Raw genomic sequence first — 17,484 nt, forward strand, 5'->3', positions numbered from 1 at the left:
ATCTGTTTTATTAGTCTATAAAAGATATAACAAATCTAAAGGAAAGATGTTTGCCAATCCCTGCCTGCCAAACGGCGTCCCCCCCCAAAAAAAGAGAACCTACGATACCGCCGCCCTTATCAAAGCATATGCCAATATTCCGAGCGTGGTAATCCCTCCGACCCAGATAGGAGCATAAATATGCTTGTAATCCTCTTTCCGCCTATACTTGCATACCAAGCTGAAAAGCCAGTAACAAAGGGATGCACCCACGAAGCCTACGAAAGCGCCCACCAGCAAATCGCCGGGATAGTGCACTCCCAGATAGGAACGGGAATAACACGTCAGCAGCGCCCATACCATGATAAACCAGTTCAAGGCACGGTTGCGGAACAGATAGAACAAGAAGAAAGCCAGTCCGAACGTATTGGCGGCATGGCAGGAAGGAAAACCGTAACGCCCGCCCCGGTAGCCGTTCACAATCTGTACGAACTCCGAAACAGGGTTCTCGAGGTTGGCAGGCCGGAGGCGGCAAACCAACGGACGGATAACGGTCGCCCCCATTTGGTCGGCAAACGTAATGGTCAGCGCAATGGCTACGGCACATCCCACAGCCGTTTTCCAATGCAGGTTACGGACTATCGCATAGAAAATGGCTACATACATCGGAACCCAAATCCACCTGCCGCTAAAAGCATACATGAAGAAGTCCGCCCACTCTGCACGCCATCCGTTGATAGCGAGCAACAGGTCGGTATCCATTTCCACCAACCCCGATAAAATACCTGCTAATATCATCCTATCTTATTTCTGTATTGTCCTGACATACTGTAACATCCTGCGGAACTATCCGCTCCCTTTATCTCCTATCTTGCGGCTATATCATCGTACAATTTCTGCAAATACGCCTGCCCTGCAAGGAGGTTCTTCCCTTTCCCCGTCCCTTCATCCACAGCTACTGCATCCGCCTCGTTATTAAAAATCAACCGGTTGTCCGGCGTCACGAAACCGAAAGCATCGGGCACAGTAAAGAAAGCGAAATGAGGAGAAGCCGGATTGAGCATATCCTTACTGAACGTAAACTCGCCGTGAGGCAACGCCAACTGCGCCAGCAAAGTAGCGGCGATGTCCTGCTGCGAGCCGTACACACCGATACGCTCCGGCCGGCGCACCGCACCGCCCACTATCAGCAAAGGAATCTGATACCGGTCTATCTCGAGATTGCCGATATGTTCGGGATAAGCCCCCAAATGGTCGGGTACAAGCACGACCACCGTATTCTTCCACTGCGGCAACTCGCGGAACTGTTTCACGAAATCGCCGATGCAGCTATCCGTATAGGCAAAAGCATTCAGGCGCTCGTTCTTCAAACGGCTGTAAGGAACCTCGAAGGGTTCGTGGCTGCTGGAGGTTTGCAGCACACGGAAACGGGGCGCACCGCCTACCGAACTGCTATCCGCCGCCTCCGCCCTCAAATCGTCCAGCAAACGGCGGAACACAAGGTGGTCGTGCACTCCCCACTTGCTCAGACGTTCCGAAACCGGAAAGTCCTGGTCGGCAACGATATCCTCGAAGCCGGACGACATCAGGTAAGAGCGCATATTGGTGAAGTCCGCATCGCCGCCGTAGTAGTATTTCGTCTTATAACCGGCACGCTTCAGGCTGCCCGCAATGGCAGGGATAGACTGCGTTTTGCGGGGATACTTCATGATACTGGTAGTGGGCTGTGCCGGATAACCGCTCAAGATAGCCACCAGCCCGCGGTCGGTACGGAAACTGTTCGCATAGAAATTGGTAAAGAGTACGCCCTCGCGCGCCAGGCTGTCCAACTGCACAGCCACATCCGGTTCGCCGCCCAGCGCCGTCATCAGCCGCGAAGAGAAGCTCTCCATAATTACAAAAAGCACATCGGGACGCTGTGTCGTGAACAGCGAATGCAAGGAATCCGGAACCTGCTGCAAAGAGTCCGCCGTTTTGCCGTTCTCCGCCAAGACAGCGGGGTCTACCAGCTCTGAAAAAATACGGTCTGCCGCATCCGCTTCCATAAAACGGTATTGTTTTCCGAAATCTTTCTGCTTGGAAAGAGATTCCATAAGGCTGAAAGCCGGATTAATGGCAGCATGGTTCAAACGCTGATTGGTACTGAAATATACCTTGCCCGTATTCATGGTAGATACCGTAAACCCGCCGCGAATCGGGATGAACAGCAGGCCGGTAAGCAACAGCAGCACACCGGACACCCTTAAACGCCGGTAAGGTATCTTCATGCGCCTGAAGGCGCCTTTCTGCAATAGCACGAGATAGAACACCCCGTACAACACCGCCGCATAAACCGCCATGGCAACAATCCCCCCGATTACCGTCCAGATGCTGACACTTGCCACGGCATCCTTAGGCGAGGAGAAGAAATAGAATAAAGGAGTGGCATCCAGCCGGAAGCCCCAGTATTCATACAACCCCAAATCAACGGTGAATATGATAGAGAGCAGAACGGAAACGAACATGAAATAACCGCACCAGATACGGCGGAGCAGGTCGGGAACCGCCCATGCGGAACAGATAAAAAGCAACCCCGGGATAGCCGTAAGATAGCCCGCAAGCGATAAGTCCAGCGGCAGTCCATGCCAAACCGTACCGAACCATTCCGTCCACGAAACGCCTTCGTACAACGTCCGGTAAAAAAGCATGAAAAACGGTTTCTGCAATGCAAATATGCAGACAAACAAAAAATATGTCTTGAGGAATCCTATAAGCCTTTCTTTCATCGGTGCTGTTCTTAAACTGAATATATTCGGCAAAAATAAAGTTTTTTATTCTATTTCTCGCCAATATTAGTTAAGAAATGCGTGAAAGATAGGCTTATAGGATTTCGGGGTTATCCGTTTACACGTTTATAGTCCTCGAGGAACTTCATCAGGCCGGCATCCGTCAACGGGTGGTTCAGCAGGCCTTTTATGGCAGCAAGCGGGCATGTGGCCACATCAGCCCCCGCTTCTATGCACCGGATGATATGCGCCGTATGGCGGATAGAGGCGGCAAGCACCTGGGTGTCGTAGCCATAATAGCGGTACATCTCTACAATCTTGCCTACCAAAGCGACACCGTCTTCGCAGATGTCGTCGAGGCGTCCTACGAACGGCGAAACATATGTTGCCCCGGCTTTGGCAGCCAGCAATGCCTGCCCCACGGAAAATACCAGCGTACAGTTGGTACGGATACCTTTTTCCGAGAAATATTTAACGGCTTTTATCCCGTCGGCAATGCAAGGAACCTTCACCACGATGTGCGGATTGAGTGCGGCGAGTTCTTCCCCCTCCTCAATCATCCCCTCATACCCGGTAGCGATAACCTCCGCACTCACGTCCCCCTGTACGATGTTGCAGATGTCTACGTAATGCCTATGCTGGTTTTCCACTCCTTTAATACCCTCTTTCGCCATGAGCGAAGGGTTGGTGGTTACTCCGTCGAGTACGCCCATACCGTAGGCTTCCCGAATCTGGTCTAAATTTGCAGTGTCGATAAAGAACTTCATGATATAAACTGTTTAAGGATTAATTCCTCAAATATAACGATTTATATCATAGTTTGTTCTTTGCCGGCAGGATATTTACCGGTTGCGTTTCAGGTACAGGCGGTTTGTTATCACGGCGGGCAGCTCGCTCTCGTAATGGGTCACCATAATCATCGTCTTGTCCCGGCGGCGGCAGAAGGCCTCGATTATCTTCTTCACACGGCGGCGGTTATACGTATCCAACCCGTGCAGAGGTTCGTCGAGAATCAGCAGTTCGGGGTCTTTCACGAAGGCGCGCGCCAGAAGTGCGAGGCGCTGCTCGCCGCTGGAAAGTTGCAGGAAAGGTTTGTCTTTCAAGTCTGCCACCCCGAAAATATCCATCCACCACTCGCACACGGCCATTTGCCCGGCATGCGGACGTTTGTACAGACCGATGCTGTCGTGCAGTCCGGAAGCTACGATTTCGATAGCCGGCAGGTTTTTCAGATAGGCGCGGTGCATCTCCGGGCTGACGTAACCGATATGTTTCTTGATTTCCCAGATACTCTCGCCCGTTCCGCGCTTACGCCCGAACAAGCTGATGTCGCAGGCATAAGACTGGGGATTGTCCGCACATACCAGGCTGAGCAAAGTAGATTTACCCGCGCCGTTCTCGCCGCTCAACGCCCACTTCTGCCCGCGCATCACCGTCCAGTCCAGCTCTTTCAGGATTGTGCGGTCGTCGTAGCGGATGCTGACCTTATTCAGCCGGACGACTTCGTCCGATGTAAAGTTCGTATTCTCGTAAGGGAGGCCGATAATACGCCGCTGTAACTCGCCGAAAGGAACGGCATCCGCCTCAGCGCGGACGGCATCCTGCTCCCGGAAAACCTGCAAATAGGTTTCACGCTCCATTTTCATTCCCACTGCTTTATTGGCAACCGGGACTACGTGGGTGATGAAAGAGGGTATATCGTCCAGCATGGAAAGCACCAGCACGATTTGCAGGGAAGCCAGCCGCGCCAACTTTTCCAGGAGTTTGAACAGCAGCTCGCGCGTGGCGGCGTCCAGCCCGATGAAAGGATTGTCCATGATAAGGATGCGCGGGGCTGTGAGCAGTGCTTTGGTTAACTGGAACTTGCGCAGCTCGCCGCTGGAAAGGAGAATGATTTTCTTATCGAGCATCGGCCGGATGCGGAAAAGGTCGAACAATTGTTGTCCGAAATCCTTATCCTTTATCTCGCCCAACAGTTCGCGCACCAGCGGGGCATCTTCCTGGTCGTGGGCGTTCCAGCGCTGCTGGTAGTAGTAATTGGCATCGGCGGAACCATAAGTATCGCGAAAGGCGATGTACTTGATATTGTCGTAAGCGGTCTGCGTGGCTGAGGGACGGAAGTCGTAAGCCAGCGTACCGTCGCGCAGGGGGTACTTGCCCGTTAGCAAATCCACCAACAGGCTCTTTCCCGCCCCGTTAGGACCCACGATAGCGATGTGCTCCCCGTCGAGGAAGTCGAGGGTGACAGGTTGCGATAAACGGACAAGCGGGTTGCGCGCTACGCCTCCCTCTATATGTAAGGTGTGTTGCTGTGTCATTTCAAGTGGTTTTGTTTGGTTGGCGCCGCAAAGGTATCAAGATTTTAGCTTCCGGAAAAAATTCCGGTATCAAAGTAGTATAAAAGCTGCTGTATTTTCAATCCGCCGATATGTGCCTCCATTTGTAATGTACCCTGTTTACAGGGGATAGCGGGTAAGCCTCATCCCTGGCAGGAAGAAGCAGGGAAAGGGTATCCGGGAGGCTATCCGTACAGAACAATCCGTCTCACGGGACAAAAAGAATTGGCTCGTGAGACAAATAAATCCGTCTTGCAAGACGAAATTATCCGTCCCGTAGGACGAATTGTTCCGTCCTGCGGGATGATTTCCGCAGGTATCCCACCCTAATGCGAAGTCTACCTGTTGTCTTCCGTAAACAGAGGGCTTAACGGATAAAGGGGTTGCGGATACTTCCCTTTTCAGGTAACAAAACGCACCGTCTGTCAGGGTGCAACGGACAGTGCGTTTGCCCCTGACAGACGGTGTGTTTTGCTTGAACAGACGGTGTATTTCTGTCGCCTGTTCTTTATCCCACGATGCCTATTCCATTCGGTACGGACGAAAACCGGACATCATCATTTATAGAAGATAAGCGCTGACTGTGCCGGAACGGAGATTTCCGGTCCCTGCACCGTGCCCAAGCCCCGTTCATTGATAAATCCGTCTTTGCAGACTACCGTATATTTGCCTTCGGGCACGGAAATCTTAGCAGCTTCCTTGCGGGAGTTCAGTACCACATAGATGTCTCCCCACGCATCGCCGCCGGCATGCTCTTTCAGCCGGTAAGCTACCACGTTGCTGCCTTCAACCGGCAGGAATTCCAGGTGTTTGCGAACCAGGCCGGCATCTCCCAACCGGAAAGCCGGATGATTCTTACGCAACTGAATCAGCCCTTTATAATAGGCGAACACATCCGCATGTTCCGTCTTGCGTCTCCAGTCGATAGCATTGACGGAATCCGGGCTTTGGAAACTGTTGTGTACTCCCTTCTTGTCGCGCATCACTTCTTCGCCGGCATAGATAAAAGGTACGCCTTGCGAGGTAAATACCGCCGTCTGCGCCAGCTTATCCAACCGGGCAAGTTCCTCGGGAGTAATGCCGGGGATGCTGGATTTCAGCCGGTCTACCAGGCACATGTCATCGTGGCAAGATACATAGCTAATCATCTGCGTAGGCTGTTCCGCCCAGGGAGCCTTGCTGTAATTCACCTGTCCGTTATCGACTTGCGGATGCTCGACAGCACCGGCAATACCGAACTTGATGCTCTCCTCTCCACCCGGCAACCCGGCAAGGAAAGCTCCCCGGTGATTGTCATTGAAGGGGCCGCGCAGGGCATCCCGCATCTCGTCGGAGAAAGCGGCTATACCCGGCATCTTGTACGTATTGGCCTTCATCGCCAGCGAGTCCTGAGGCAACTGGGGCGCGGATGCCGCCCAGCCCTCACCGTAAATAAAGATAGTGGGGTCTGCCGCCGTCGCTGCCTTGCGTATTTCGTTCATGGTTTCGATATCATGGATTCCCATTAAATCGAAACGGAAACCGTCGATATGGTATTCGTTAATCCAATGCAGTACGGATTCTACCATGTATTTACGCATCATCGGGCGGTCGCTCGCCGTTTCATTGCCGCAGCCGGAAGCGTCGGCAAAGCTGCCGTCCGGCTTCTGACGGTAGAAATATCCGGGAACGGTACGCTCGAAGTTGCTCTCGGTCGTGTTGAAAGTATGGTTGTACACCACATCCAGCACCACACGGATACCTGCCTTATGCAAGGCTTGCACCATTTGCTTGAATTCGCGGATGCGTACTTCCGGCCGGTAAGGGTCGGTAGAGTACGAGCCGTCGGGCACATTATAGTTCTGCGGGTCGTATCCCCAGTTGTATTTATTCTCGTCCAGCTTGCTTTCGTCTACCGAGGCATAGTCGTAGGAGGGCAGGATGTGCACATGTGTCACTCCCAACTCTTTCAGATGTGCGATACCGGTTGCCAGCTTATCCGGATTGACCGTTCCCTGCTCCGTCAATGCGAGGAATTTACCTTTATGCTCGATGCCCGACGAGGGGTCTATGGAGAAGTCGCGGTGATGCATCTCATAGATAATGACATCGGCAGGCGATGCCAGCGGCGGACGCTTGTCTTCTGCCCAGCCTTCCGGGTCGGTGTCGCGCATATCGATAATGGCAGCGCGTTTGCCGTTCACACCTACTGCTTGCGCATTGATGCCCGGCGTGTCGCCCAGCCATTTCCCGTCGATTTTCACATTGAAGGTATAGAACTTGCCTTTCAAGTCCTGCTCTACCTTAGCCGTCCATGTGCCGTTCTCGGCAGGCGACATGGCAACCGTTTCATAGGCGTGTCCGCCGTCGCCCGCATCGTACAGCATCAGGCGTACTTCGTCCGCCGTAGGCGCCCAAAGTGTAAAGCGCGTAGCACCCGGTGCATATTCCATTTCGGTCAGGCTGCCCGTACGGACGGGATAAAGTTCATAAGACGCATATTCTTTCTTCGAGGGAGCACAACTGACAACCGTTGTCGCCGCTACTCCGATAATGACAAGTTCGTTTAGTTTCATGGCAGTATTTCAAGTATTAAAGTTATATATATAAGATTAGGGGTTATCGTTTCACTTTATCGGGATTCTTGGCTATAAAGTCTTTCCAGCCGTGGTAGCCTTTCTCTACGACAGGCCGCCCCATTTGCAGAAAATGGCAGTAGGCGGCGGCAAGCCCGTCCGTGGCGTCCATGAATACGGGCATTTCTTCCTTGGGGAAACGGAGCATGCGTTGCAGCATATCCGCCACCTGTTCTTTGGATGCCTGGCCGTTTCCCGTTATCGCCATTTTTATCTTCAAAGGGGCGTATTCCGTGATAGGGATGTCGCGGCTCAAAGCGGCAGCCATAGCCACTCCCTGCGCACGCCCCAGCTTCAACATGGATTGCACGTTTTTTCCGAAGAAGGGTGCTTCAATGGCAAGCTCGTCGGGCAGGTAGCTTTCGATAATGCCCAGTACCCGTTCGTGGATATGACGGAGTTTCAGGTAATGGTCGCCGAACTTGCGGAGGTCTATGACACCCATGGCAATCATTTCGGGCTTTACTCCCGCCACACGCAGCACACCGTACCCCATAATGGTAGTACCGGGGTCTATGCCCAGAATGATTTTCTCCTTCACCGGCTGTATCACGCTATCACCTCCATTAACGTCGGAAAGCCGACGACTTTATCTTTGAAGATTTTCAGCAGTTCCTCATTCAGTTTCACGCCTTGCTCCTGATGCCAGCGATGCAGCTTGGCAGAGTCTTCCACCTCGAATTGCACAGAGTAGCAGGTGCTTCCCTCTTCGATATGGCTCAGTATGCGTGCTATGCGCGGGGCATACAGCGTACCATGTTTTCCGACTTCCGGAAGATAGTATTCCTGCATCCAGGCAAGGAAGTATTTTTCCTGTCCTTCTTCCACGTGATAGGTCGTATTATATACCAGCATAACTTCTTTTTTCATTTTGTTTCGCAAACATAGCAATTATTTCAGAATAATGCATTATATTTGCAGCATCAAAAAAGCGGATACTTCTGCAAACGTTAGCAACGGGGCGTTAGCTCATCTGGCTAGAGCGCGACACTGGCAGTGTCGAGGTGACCGGTTCGAGTCCGGTACGCTCCACGGCGAAGCCGTTAACTATCAATTAGTTAGCGGCTTTTTCTATTTAGGGGACATTGAGGGAAACACCCCATAAAACACCGTTTTAGAGACCGTATTACTTTTTTTTGTTACCTTTTTTTGTTACCTCAGTTTTCATTAAGCCGCTGAAAATCAAGGATAATTTCGACACCGATGAAACAGCAGATTTTCCCCCTTGAACTACGTGGCAGATTCTTCCTGGACAAGCCCAAAAGCAAACAGCCGTCCTCACTGATATTTATGGTGAGACTCAAAGGTAAACTGTACAAATTTGCCACTAACACTAAAGTCTATCCTAAACAATGGAACCAAGAACTACAAAAAGCCTACATCAGCCCCATTCTAACTAGTGCAGACAACCTGAATAATTCAATAGTAAATAAAAAAATAGAAGAAGTAAAGAATCATTTTATCAAGTTTAAGCTATACCTTTGTAACATTGATGAATATAATACCACTGATGTAATTGCATTGCTTAAAAACGAATTTAACGATATGGCAAGACAGAAGAAAAAAGAGAATGCTAAAATAGATGACATCATTAAAACAATTCAGGATGCGGTATATAATGATACTACCATAAAAAAAGGAACTTCTGATAATTATATCAAGAAAGGTCTCCCCGCGCTAAAATTTTACCTTTCCTATCTCGAAGAGGTGGAAAAAATAAAAGTTAATAGCTTTAGCTTTTTTACAACTGAATTTTTCAATGCCTTCGCATACTACATCCATGATAATTATACACACGATGATGGAACTTCTTATTCCATATCTTCCATCAATTCTATCCTCAAATATGCAAAATCCGCAGTCGTACTATGCGCCAGAGCAAACAAATATCTTACTGAAATAGAAATAGCTTCTCTGAAAGTAAAGCTGTTCAATGACAAGTCTTCACCCAACCATATAGCTTTAAGAGATGACGAAGTTATGCTCCTATATAACTACCAGCCAACTTGCAAACGAGACGAAGAAGTACGCGATGTGTTCCTTCTTGAATGTACACTCGGACATCGTATTACAGACATCCTTCGGTTAGACGAACGATTAGAGGAAATAGGAGGTAAATATTATGTCACAATTTCTCCCAAGAAAACACCTAATAAAAAAATAGAAGTGGGAATTATATTTGCAATCACCAAAAAGATTCTGATAGACAAGTACCATTGTCGGTTACCTAATATAACAAAAGATGTAATCAATAAGAATATTAAAAGAATTGCTAAAGAAGCAGGTATTCAAGGGGAAGAGTTACAATCATTCCATTACCAGGGTGAAAGCGAACCCAAGGAAATCAAGCGCCCACGATATGAATGCATAAGTACTCATACAGGAAGGCGAACCTATATTTCCATGCTCTCTGCACGCGGTTGGACTTATGAACAGATAAGCAAGTTTACAGGACAAACTACTAAAATGGTTGAGCACTATGATAAAGCTACCAATAAATATATCGGTATTTACAAAGATTCGCTAAAAAATCGTCCTCATGAGATTGTGCAATTGTGCGAAGACCTCTTACAACAGAACGAGCTTTACAATCCTACAGTTCTTCACCCTGCTAATGTAGAAACAACAGAAATGAACTTGGACAGTCTGCTTCATGAGTTATTCAGAGAACAAGAGTTGTCAGATTTGAGAAAACTGCATACCAACAAGGTGGATATACTTTCAATGGACAAGCTTCATGAAATCAAAAAATACCTTGAAGACGTAAGCCGTACGGATAGGTATAAAAAAGAGATGTTAGCAGCCTATAACACCCATTCTAAAGAACTGAAAAAACGACTTACTGAGATATTAAAAAATATAGTATTATTAGACCCCACTCACAACACTTTGAGGATTGCCATAACTTCTTTACAAAAAATGGGGATAAACTGTCTGTACACTCCCGACAGATTAAAATATAAAGGGAAAGCAGCATACGAAGCCTATATCTTAGTAGTAGAGACTCCTTCAGGAAATATTATCATAAAATAAACACATAGCGAAATTGTAGAATTGAGCGAAGCGTAGCGAATTAGCTGAAAGAGCGTTCGTTACGCTTTGTTTTTTTATTAGGCAGAGCCAACGGAATACCACTTCGAAGCCAAACGGCGCAAGAGTTCAGTTACCATATTGAGCATCGCTGATGCAAAAATGGAACAATCTGCGTAACTTACTGAACATCACGTGTGAACTTCCCAATTCCTCCCATCGCTGCCAAGTGGCAAAACAGCAGAATATAGCGGATATGTGCAGACTTTCCGTTACGAATACGTTACCTGTTTATGCAGAAAAGGACATTCACATTTCTGGTAAAACAACATTGTCAGACAGCAGTTTGACAGATTCAGAGAGGTTCTTTGCAAACAATAGGTTAAAATAGTTATCCGACGGTTTTTCTTGCACCCGTCCGCACCGTTCTGCAAACGGATGATTGGCTCTGTACAATATAATTTTGCGAATAAAAAAAGAGCTGATTATGAACGAATTGAAAGTTACATTTTACCTCAAGAAAAATGAGGAAAGAGCCGACGGGACGATGCCCATATTGGGGCGAATCCGTATCGGCAAGTCAATGGTGCAGTTCAGCACCAAGGTGTATGCCATTCCCGAACTGTGGAATGTAAAATCCGGCAGGGCTGTGGGCAAGGGCAAACCCGCCACTGTCGTGAACAGGGAACTGGACAGGATAAACGTGGATATCCGTTCCGCCTGCAAGAACTTGCTGGCATGCACTTGAACTACGAACAAGGTATCAACAGCCAGATTACCGGACAAGATGGAGATTATCTTTTTTACGCTGATATGCCGATGTTTGCATATCTGCAATGTAAGGTCAAAGTTATTGGCGACATTGATATTTGGCAAAATGAATGGACAGATGAAACATATCAATACTTTGCCGTAGATAAGATAAAGTTCGCCAAAGTCCGCGACAAGAACGGTAAACTTGTTGCTGATAAGACACGCATCATCTACAACAGTCATATCACCATTGAGAACATTCCACTCAAAGCCTATGAGTACATTGTCAATGGCAAATCTGCTATCGAGTGGATAATGGAACGCTATGCTGTAACCATCGATAAGGCATCCCAAATCAAGAACGACCCCAACGACTGGTCAAGGGAACACAAACAACCCCGCTACATTCTTGACTTACATTGACTACTATCTACATATATCTCATTTTTGGCATTTAACATTCTTGATTATTAGCCCGTTTTAATTGTTTTAAAATACAGGATTCAGAACTTATTTGAAATATGGATTTTTTTGCATTCTGTTTTTATGGTTAGGATAAATTGACCATGTTCAATCATACTCTTCATTATCTGACCTCCTTTGTGGCAAAACATCTGGAGCTAACTTTCTTATCATACTAGGATTCATTTTGTTGTCATTAGAAGCGAGTTTCGTGTATCCTAATAATATTAGTGTTTTTGTTTTTACAATATTACTATCTGACACAGCTCCTTTCGCATACATGATGCGAAGAGATGATAGTGTGTCCCCAAAATAGAAAGACCTCTTATCAACCTTTTCCATGTATTTTCTCACTACACCATCCCAATGCTCAGGTTGCTCATAGACTACTAAGTTTATTAGTACGTGTTTGATGACTGGATTCGACTCGCTTTCTATTTTCTCATACAGTAGGCCTGCCAGTTTAGAGGAATAGATATTGTCTTTGTACCATGTAACGATATTATGAGGTATTGCCGACATAATATCAATCAACAATTGTCTTTTATCGCCTGATTGGGTATCAAATGCATCATCCAAATGCAGTCTAAAATCATCATAACCAGCTTTGCCATCCATAGCCAAAGCTGGAGCCATAAGATATACAACCCTAATCGTATTCAACCAAGCATCAGTAATAGCATCGAGTAGCTTTACTTTGTTCTCTGGAAGTATATAGTCGCTATTTCTTAGCACCTTGGATGCAATTCCAATCATTTCTTGTAAATAGTTCACAGAATAGTTTTCCCAAACCTTTCTCACATCTTGGTGAAAAGGCATAGATGGGTTATAACGTGAGTCATCCAACGCATCTTTAATGTTGGTTGGAAGCTTTGATTGTTTTAGATGAGTATCCAATTTTTCAATGGCTTTAGTGACCTGCTCATCAGTTATATTCAGACGCAACTGTTGCAAAGGGTTCATTTTGTCAGGTAACCCAACTTTGTCATGAACCGTTGTTGTGACTTTCTTGATGTCTTTAATGACTATCTCCGCAGCATCATTTCTAGTACGGTCGCTGCCTGTATAGAACTCCAACACCTCAGGATAGCGTGCATAATTCTCTTTATCTAGAATAAAGTTCGTAAAGTCTTGTGATTTTGTCATTCGCATTGCTGCAAAATAGTACACCCAAAAAGCAAATCTGAATCCATATAGGTCATTGTCATATTGGCAGATAATTTGTTTTTTTAATAAAATGGAAAAGAGGTAGTTTATATCAAGTGTTATCTTTTGCAACTTACAGAAATCCGATACCTGATCATAAAAATGCTTGCTTCTAAAGTAATATTGCTCATTACGAATCATCTGCTCACAATAATATCCAATGGCAAACTCACAATCTTTGACATCAGGAAGCGATTTATAACTGGGTACTTCTTCATTTTCAAAGATTATACGGAGAAGACGTTCTATCATGGCCGTTCGATTGACAGGATTCTCATCGAATGAATTACTGAACACTTCCAATAGTGAAATGCAATTCAGAGGTGTTCTATGCATATTAAAGTTCTGTATGTCGTCATTCAGTCTCTTCAAGACAACTTCTTCTTCGCCAATTCTGTGTTTTTTGTTATATACTGCTACCATATTTCGTAATTGACATAACTGCATAGGAGCCATAAAAATAGGTGCAATAGAGAATTCTTGCTGTGATATATTTTCATTATTAACAAACGATTTTTCTAGCATCGGGCACAATAGTAATAATGGAATGTCTTTGTACTCTTCCTGCATATACGACAATATTTGTTTGGCATCTTTATTGTTCAGGTCCCAATTGTCAAATACGAACCATTTTACGTTTTCTTTTGACACATCAAACGTATCTAACTGCCTTTTTATTTCTTTTTCAATTTTGTTTGCTTTTACAATGCGGCAATCAAGAAATAATCCAAACTCCTTTTTTTCCTTCCAGAGTCTTAGCAGAAAGTGCCAACCAAAAGAAGTCAAACCATATTGAGCAGGGGTGACAATCTTCAGACTTTTTCCTGTTTCCATGATGTCATCTTCAGTGTACAAATCTTTCTTGTTGAATGTAAATGCCCTGTCAAATCTGTTCATGCTAAAATAACGGTCAATCCATATTAATGACTCATCACCATAAACGGCCATTGTATCACGGAATCGTTCTTCCAATTTCAAACGAATAGCGTCCTTTACAATCTGCTTGGTATTTCCGATTTCAACAACACCTTCTTCGCCATCTGTAAAATCGAGCCCTTTTTTGAAACTGTTTCTGGAACTGAACCATTCACGGTATATCACTCTTGCTACATGATCATCTTCCAATTCTATAATGCAATACCCCAATTTATCTGTCTTGTCCGTGTACAGTTGCGGTGCCTGACACCACACATAGTTTTCCCCCTTCACTTGATTGCAAAGAATATTCTGTCGATGAGTGTGTCCTGTAAGCAAAAGGTCAAAATCCGTTCGTAACAGTTGAGTCAGTTCATTGTCTGCCCATTCCGCAATGAAAGGTAGTGGGTGGTGCATCATCAGGATTTTTCTTTTGGAGTTCTTTTGCACCCAATCGTTTAGGTTGCGGGTATCAACATTCAATCTTCGTTCATCATTTTTTAGTTGTGGATATTCACTCCACCCATATCCAGCAAATGAAGTAAGGGCACTGTTCAAACAGTAAAGGCTCCATTCTTCATTGATTTCAACAGAGAAACCTATCAGGTTCTGCTTTGCATTGGGCAAGTATTGTTCTACAAAACTTTTATAGTTAGCGAATTTTTCCAAAAAAACATCCCCCGACTGTTCATTAATCATATTGTTAAATCGGTCTTCCGTAAAGTTTTGGTTTACAATCGGTCCATAAGTCTCTTTATGATCGATTATCCATTGACGCTGACAATCATGGTTTCCTGGTACACATATTATTTTTTCTGACGATATGCCGTATGAAACCAACTTATTAAGTATTTGGGCGTAGAAAGTATGATAACAGTTCATATCATCAGCAGCTTGAACTAAATCTCCTCCTATCAGTACGTAAACATCATTATATTGCAGATTTGCGAGTTGCTGTTTCACATCATCACAAAACGCCTTTATCACTACACCTTCATTTTCTGGTTTCCTACCAGTAAAGTGGATATCTGAAAAATATAAAAGAATCGTTTTCATTTCATTATATTATAGGAAGTTTGGATTCGAGATTTATATCAGCATTAAATATGCTTGTAGCCAAAGGTTATAATTTAATGCCTTTTTTCCGGCAGATTGATTATTTGATTTATGTCTGCATCCAAGACTTCCATCATTTTTAGAACCATTTCCAAACTTGGCTGTGATGAATTTGTACACCATTTTGAAACAGTTGTAGGACTAACCCCCAATTGTTCACATAGCCATTTGTTTGTCTTCTTTTTTTCTGCCAACAATATCTTCAGCCGATTAATATCTCGCATCTTACCTGCTTCCATTTCTTTAGCCTCTAATACAAAGCAAAAATAATGATTTTATTTCATTTTCGATGTTTGTTTAGCGATTATTTGATAAAAAGTTGTATCTTTGTTCTTAGCTAATCACCCACTTCAAAGCGATGAAAAATACAGAAGTTAGCACGTTACAAATCCATTACCTATTGCCAAAATAATACGCAGCAATTGATTGAAAGATAATGGATTGCATTCAGAAAGAATAGTTGTTACCATCTCATTACCCCCGTAACGGGTACAGATTTCTTGCTAACAAGTTCTTTTACTGCGATTTGCGTAGGTTTGCATAGCGGTCGGTAACTCACTGTAACTTAATTTTGTACCCCCCAAGAGTGAGTTATGCGAAGTACATTCAAGGTCTTATTTTAGGGATATTCATTAAATCCTATAAAATTATCCAACTAATTCATACTTAAAGTATTGCGAATTAGTTGGCTTTTTGTATCTTTAGGTATTCCCCCCTAAAATACGGTTTGACGGCCAAAACGGGGGAAATATCCACACTGATATGGCGAAGATACAAAATATTTCAGAAATTCACCCTACTTTAGGGTTTACAGAATTCGATATTCTGGAAAAATATCGTAAGAGTTTTAATGCGAGTGAACTTGGCAGTCTTCATTCCGTGTTTCCGTTCGAGAGTATAGTCAAAGAGATAGGCCTTTCACAATCCCGCTTGGGTCGCAGGAACAGTTTCAGTCCTTCCGCGAAGATAGCCCTTATGGTACTGAAGGCTTACACCGGATTCTCTGACAGGTTATTGGTAGAACATCTTAACGGAAACATACACTATCAGTTGTTCTGTGGTATCATGATAGACCCGTCCTACCCTATAACGAACTACAAGATAATCAGCACTATCCGTAATGAGATAGCATCCCGTCTTGACATTGACTCCCTTCAGAAAATCCTTGCCTCACACTGGAAGCCTTATCTTGAGAACCTTCACGTATGTATGACCGATGCCACATGCTATGAAAGTCATATGCGTTTTCCTACGGACATGAAGCTCCTTTGGGAAAGCATCGAATGGCTCTACCGGCATATCTGCATACATTGTGAGCAACTCGGCATAAGGCGTCCCCGTAACAAATATACGGATGTTGCGGTATCCTATCTGTCCTATTGCAAGAAAAGAAAGAGGAAGGCTTCGAGGACGATGATGCTGAAGCGTCGCATGATCAGACTCCTGGAAAAACTCATCATACAACGGGATGACATTCACAGAAAATACAGCTCTTCACTCACATATACACAGGATTATCAGAAACGGCTTTCCATCATCAGAAAGGTCCTTGTACAGGAAAAGGAGCTCTTTGAAGACAGGAAGATCAGTGACCGTATTGTCAGTATTGACCGTCATTACGTACGCCCTATCGTAAGGGGCAAGGAGACAAAATCCGTCGAGTTCGGTGCAAAGGTTAATAACATACAGATAGACGGGATCTCGTTCATCGAGCACGTCTCTTTCAAGGCATTCAATGAAGGCATACGTCTGAAAGATTGTATCCGTATGCATCAGAAGTTGATGAATGTAAGGGCAGGGTGTGTGGCCGCCGATTCCATATACGCTAATAATGCCAACAGGAAGTTCTGTACAAAATATGGGATATCAACCTCCTTTGTACGCAAGGGAAGAGCTGCAAAGGACGAGCCGTTGAGGAAGGTTCTCAGAAGTGAACTCTCCAGGGAAAGAGCCACCAGGCTTGAAGGCAGTTTCGGTACGCAAAAACAGCATTATTCGCTATCGAAAGTCAAAGCACGGAACAGGAAAACAGAAATCCTGTGGATTTTCTTTGGGATACATACGGCAAACGCCATATTGATGATTGATGATTGATAAAATCAAAAACAGACAGAAGAAAGCTGCATAGTATAAGTATAAAGAATCTATTAGAAGAAGTCTCAGGTTTCTTCCGGAACATCGTGCCCAAAAGGAGAAGATTTTAGGTCAGAGAGAAAAAATAGGTAATAAAAATGGCATATGAGATGATATTAGCAAGTCATCTTCATATGCCATCTTACTGTTTAAAGACATTTACTGAATATCCCT

General features: G+C 45.3%; 12 protein-coding genes, 1 tRNA gene and 1 pseudogene. 5 read left to right on the top strand and 9 right to left on the bottom strand.

Translation table 11 applies throughout. From position 1 onward, the window contains the following. Positions 1-99: 99 nt before the first annotated feature. The 7 genes from C233_RS0118730 to C233_RS0118760 form a co-directional block, all read right to left on the bottom strand. Positions 100-777 carry a phosphatase PAP2 family protein gene (locus C233_RS0118730; protein WP_018669065.1) on the bottom strand — a complete coding sequence of 226 codons (678 nt, stop codon included), beginning with the start codon at positions 775-777 and terminating at the stop codon, positions 100-102. 68 nt (positions 778-845) lie between these two features. After that, a complete protein-coding gene (locus C233_RS0118735; RefSeq protein WP_026314925.1) occupies positions 846-2,744 on the bottom strand; it encodes an LTA synthase family protein in 1,899 nt (632 codons plus the stop codon). 110 nt (positions 2,745-2,854) lie between these two features. After that, on the bottom strand, positions 2,855-3,511 hold the full coding sequence (gene fsa, locus C233_RS0118740) for a fructose-6-phosphate aldolase (protein WP_018669068.1): 657 nt from the start codon (positions 3,509-3,511) through the stop codon (positions 2,855-2,857). 75 nt (positions 3,512-3,586) lie between these two features. Further along, positions 3,587-5,062 (bottom strand): ATP-binding cassette domain-containing protein, encoded by a 1,476-nt coding sequence (locus C233_RS0118745; RefSeq protein ID WP_018669069.1) that lies wholly within the window; start codon positions 5,060-5,062, stop codon positions 3,587-3,589. 575 nt (positions 5,063-5,637) lie between these two features. Then, entirely contained in the window at positions 5,638-7,635 is a 1,998-nt protein-coding gene (gene pulA / locus C233_RS0118750) for a type I pullulanase (RefSeq protein WP_018669070.1), read from the bottom strand. Positions 7,636-7,678: 43 nt separating this feature from the next. Next, a complete protein-coding gene (gene ruvC, locus C233_RS0118755; protein ID WP_018669071.1) occupies positions 7,679-8,248 on the bottom strand; it encodes a crossover junction endodeoxyribonuclease RuvC in 570 nt (189 codons plus the stop codon). Further along, complete coding sequence (locus tag C233_RS0118760) at positions 8,245-8,550, bottom strand: DUF4286 family protein (protein WP_026314926.1); 306 nt, start codon at positions 8,548-8,550, stop codon at positions 8,245-8,247. The genes ruvC and C233_RS0118760 overlap by 4 nt, the downstream gene beginning before the upstream one ends. Positions 8,551-8,653: 103 nt before the next feature. On the opposite strand from C233_RS0118760, the gene C233_RS0118765 reads away from it, so the two are divergent. The 4 genes and pseudogenes from C233_RS0118765 to C233_RS0118780 form a co-directional block, all read left to right on the top strand. Continuing rightward, positions 8,654-8,727: transfer RNA gene (locus C233_RS0118765), tRNA-Ala, on the top strand. Between the two features lie 171 nt (positions 8,728-8,898). Next, the gene (locus C233_RS0118770) at positions 8,899-10,728 is read left to right on the top strand and encodes a site-specific integrase (protein WP_018669073.1); all 1,830 of its coding nucleotides are present in this window, start codon (positions 8,899-8,901) and stop codon (positions 10,726-10,728) included. 544 nt (positions 10,729-11,272) lie between these two features. Continuing rightward, a complete protein-coding gene (locus tag C233_RS22880) occupies positions 11,273-11,473 on the top strand; it encodes a hypothetical protein (protein ID WP_482147596.1) in 201 nt (66 codons plus the stop codon). Further along, positions 11,449-11,895: pseudogene (locus C233_RS0118780) on the top strand (type ISP restriction/modification enzyme); the annotation flags it as partial. The gene C233_RS22880 and the pseudogene C233_RS0118780, both read left to right, overlap by 25 nt. Positions 11,896-12,048: 153 nt before the next feature. Here the strand turns inward: C233_RS0118780 and C233_RS0118785 are convergent. Together C233_RS0118785 and C233_RS0118790 are read right to left on the bottom strand one after the other, a co-directional pair. Continuing rightward, positions 12,049-15,117, bottom strand: coding sequence for a metallophosphoesterase family protein (locus tag C233_RS0118785; protein ID WP_018669076.1), 3,069 nt, complete (start codon positions 15,115-15,117; stop codon positions 12,049-12,051). Between the two features lie 74 nt (positions 15,118-15,191). Next, positions 15,192-15,416: a helix-turn-helix transcriptional regulator gene (locus C233_RS0118790; RefSeq protein ID WP_026314927.1), complete on the bottom strand. Its 225-nt coding sequence runs from the start codon at positions 15,414-15,416 to the stop codon at positions 15,192-15,194. 523 nt (positions 15,417-15,939) lie between these two features. Between C233_RS0118790 and C233_RS22885 the strand changes: the two genes are divergently transcribed. Beyond that, a complete protein-coding gene (locus C233_RS22885; protein ID WP_039748061.1) occupies positions 15,940-17,271 on the top strand; it encodes a transposase in 1,332 nt (443 codons plus the stop codon). Positions 17,272-17,484: the final 213 nt, after the last annotated feature.

The organism is Bacteroides gallinarum DSM 18171 = JCM 13658 (assembly GCF_000374365.1).
Lineage (GTDB): Bacteria > Bacteroidota > Bacteroidia > Bacteroidales > Bacteroidaceae > Bacteroides > Bacteroides gallinarum.

Bases quoted from the DNA above. Each gene is read 5' to 3' on its own strand.
- C233_RS0118730 (WP_018669065.1), bottom strand. From the start codon at position 777: ATGATATTAGCAGGTATTTTATCGGGGTTGGTGGAAATGGATACCGAC.
- C233_RS0118735 (WP_026314925.1), bottom strand. From the start codon at position 2,744: ATGAAAGAAAGGCTTATAGGATTCCTCAAGACATATTTTTTGTTTGTC.
- fsa (WP_018669068.1), bottom strand. From the start codon at position 3,511: ATGAAGTTCTTTATCGACACTGCAAATTTAGACCAGATTCGGGAAGCC.
- C233_RS0118745 (WP_018669069.1), bottom strand. From the start codon at position 5,062: ATGACACAGCAACACACCTTACATATAGAGGGAGGCGTAGCGCGCAAC.
- pulA (WP_018669070.1), bottom strand. From the start codon at position 7,635: ATGAAACTAAACGAACTTGTCATTATCGGAGTAGCGGCGACAACGGTT.
- C233_RS0118760 (WP_026314926.1), bottom strand. From the start codon at position 8,550: ATGCTGGTATATAATACGACCTATCACGTGGAAGAAGGACAGGAAAAA.
- C233_RS0118770 (WP_018669073.1), top strand. From the start codon at position 8,899: ATGAAACAGCAGATTTTCCCCCTTGAACTACGTGGCAGATTCTTCCTG.
- C233_RS22880 (WP_482147596.1), top strand. From the start codon at position 11,273: ATGCCCATATTGGGGCGAATCCGTATCGGCAAGTCAATGGTGCAGTTC.
- C233_RS0118785 (WP_018669076.1), bottom strand. From the start codon at position 15,117: ATGAAAACGATTCTTTTATATTTTTCAGATATCCACTTTACTGGTAGG.
- C233_RS0118790 (WP_026314927.1), bottom strand. From the start codon at position 15,416: ATGGAAGCAGGTAAGATGCGAGATATTAATCGGCTGAAGATATTGTTG.
- C233_RS22885 (WP_039748061.1), top strand. From the start codon at position 15,940: ATGGCGAAGATACAAAATATTTCAGAAATTCACCCTACTTTAGGGTTT.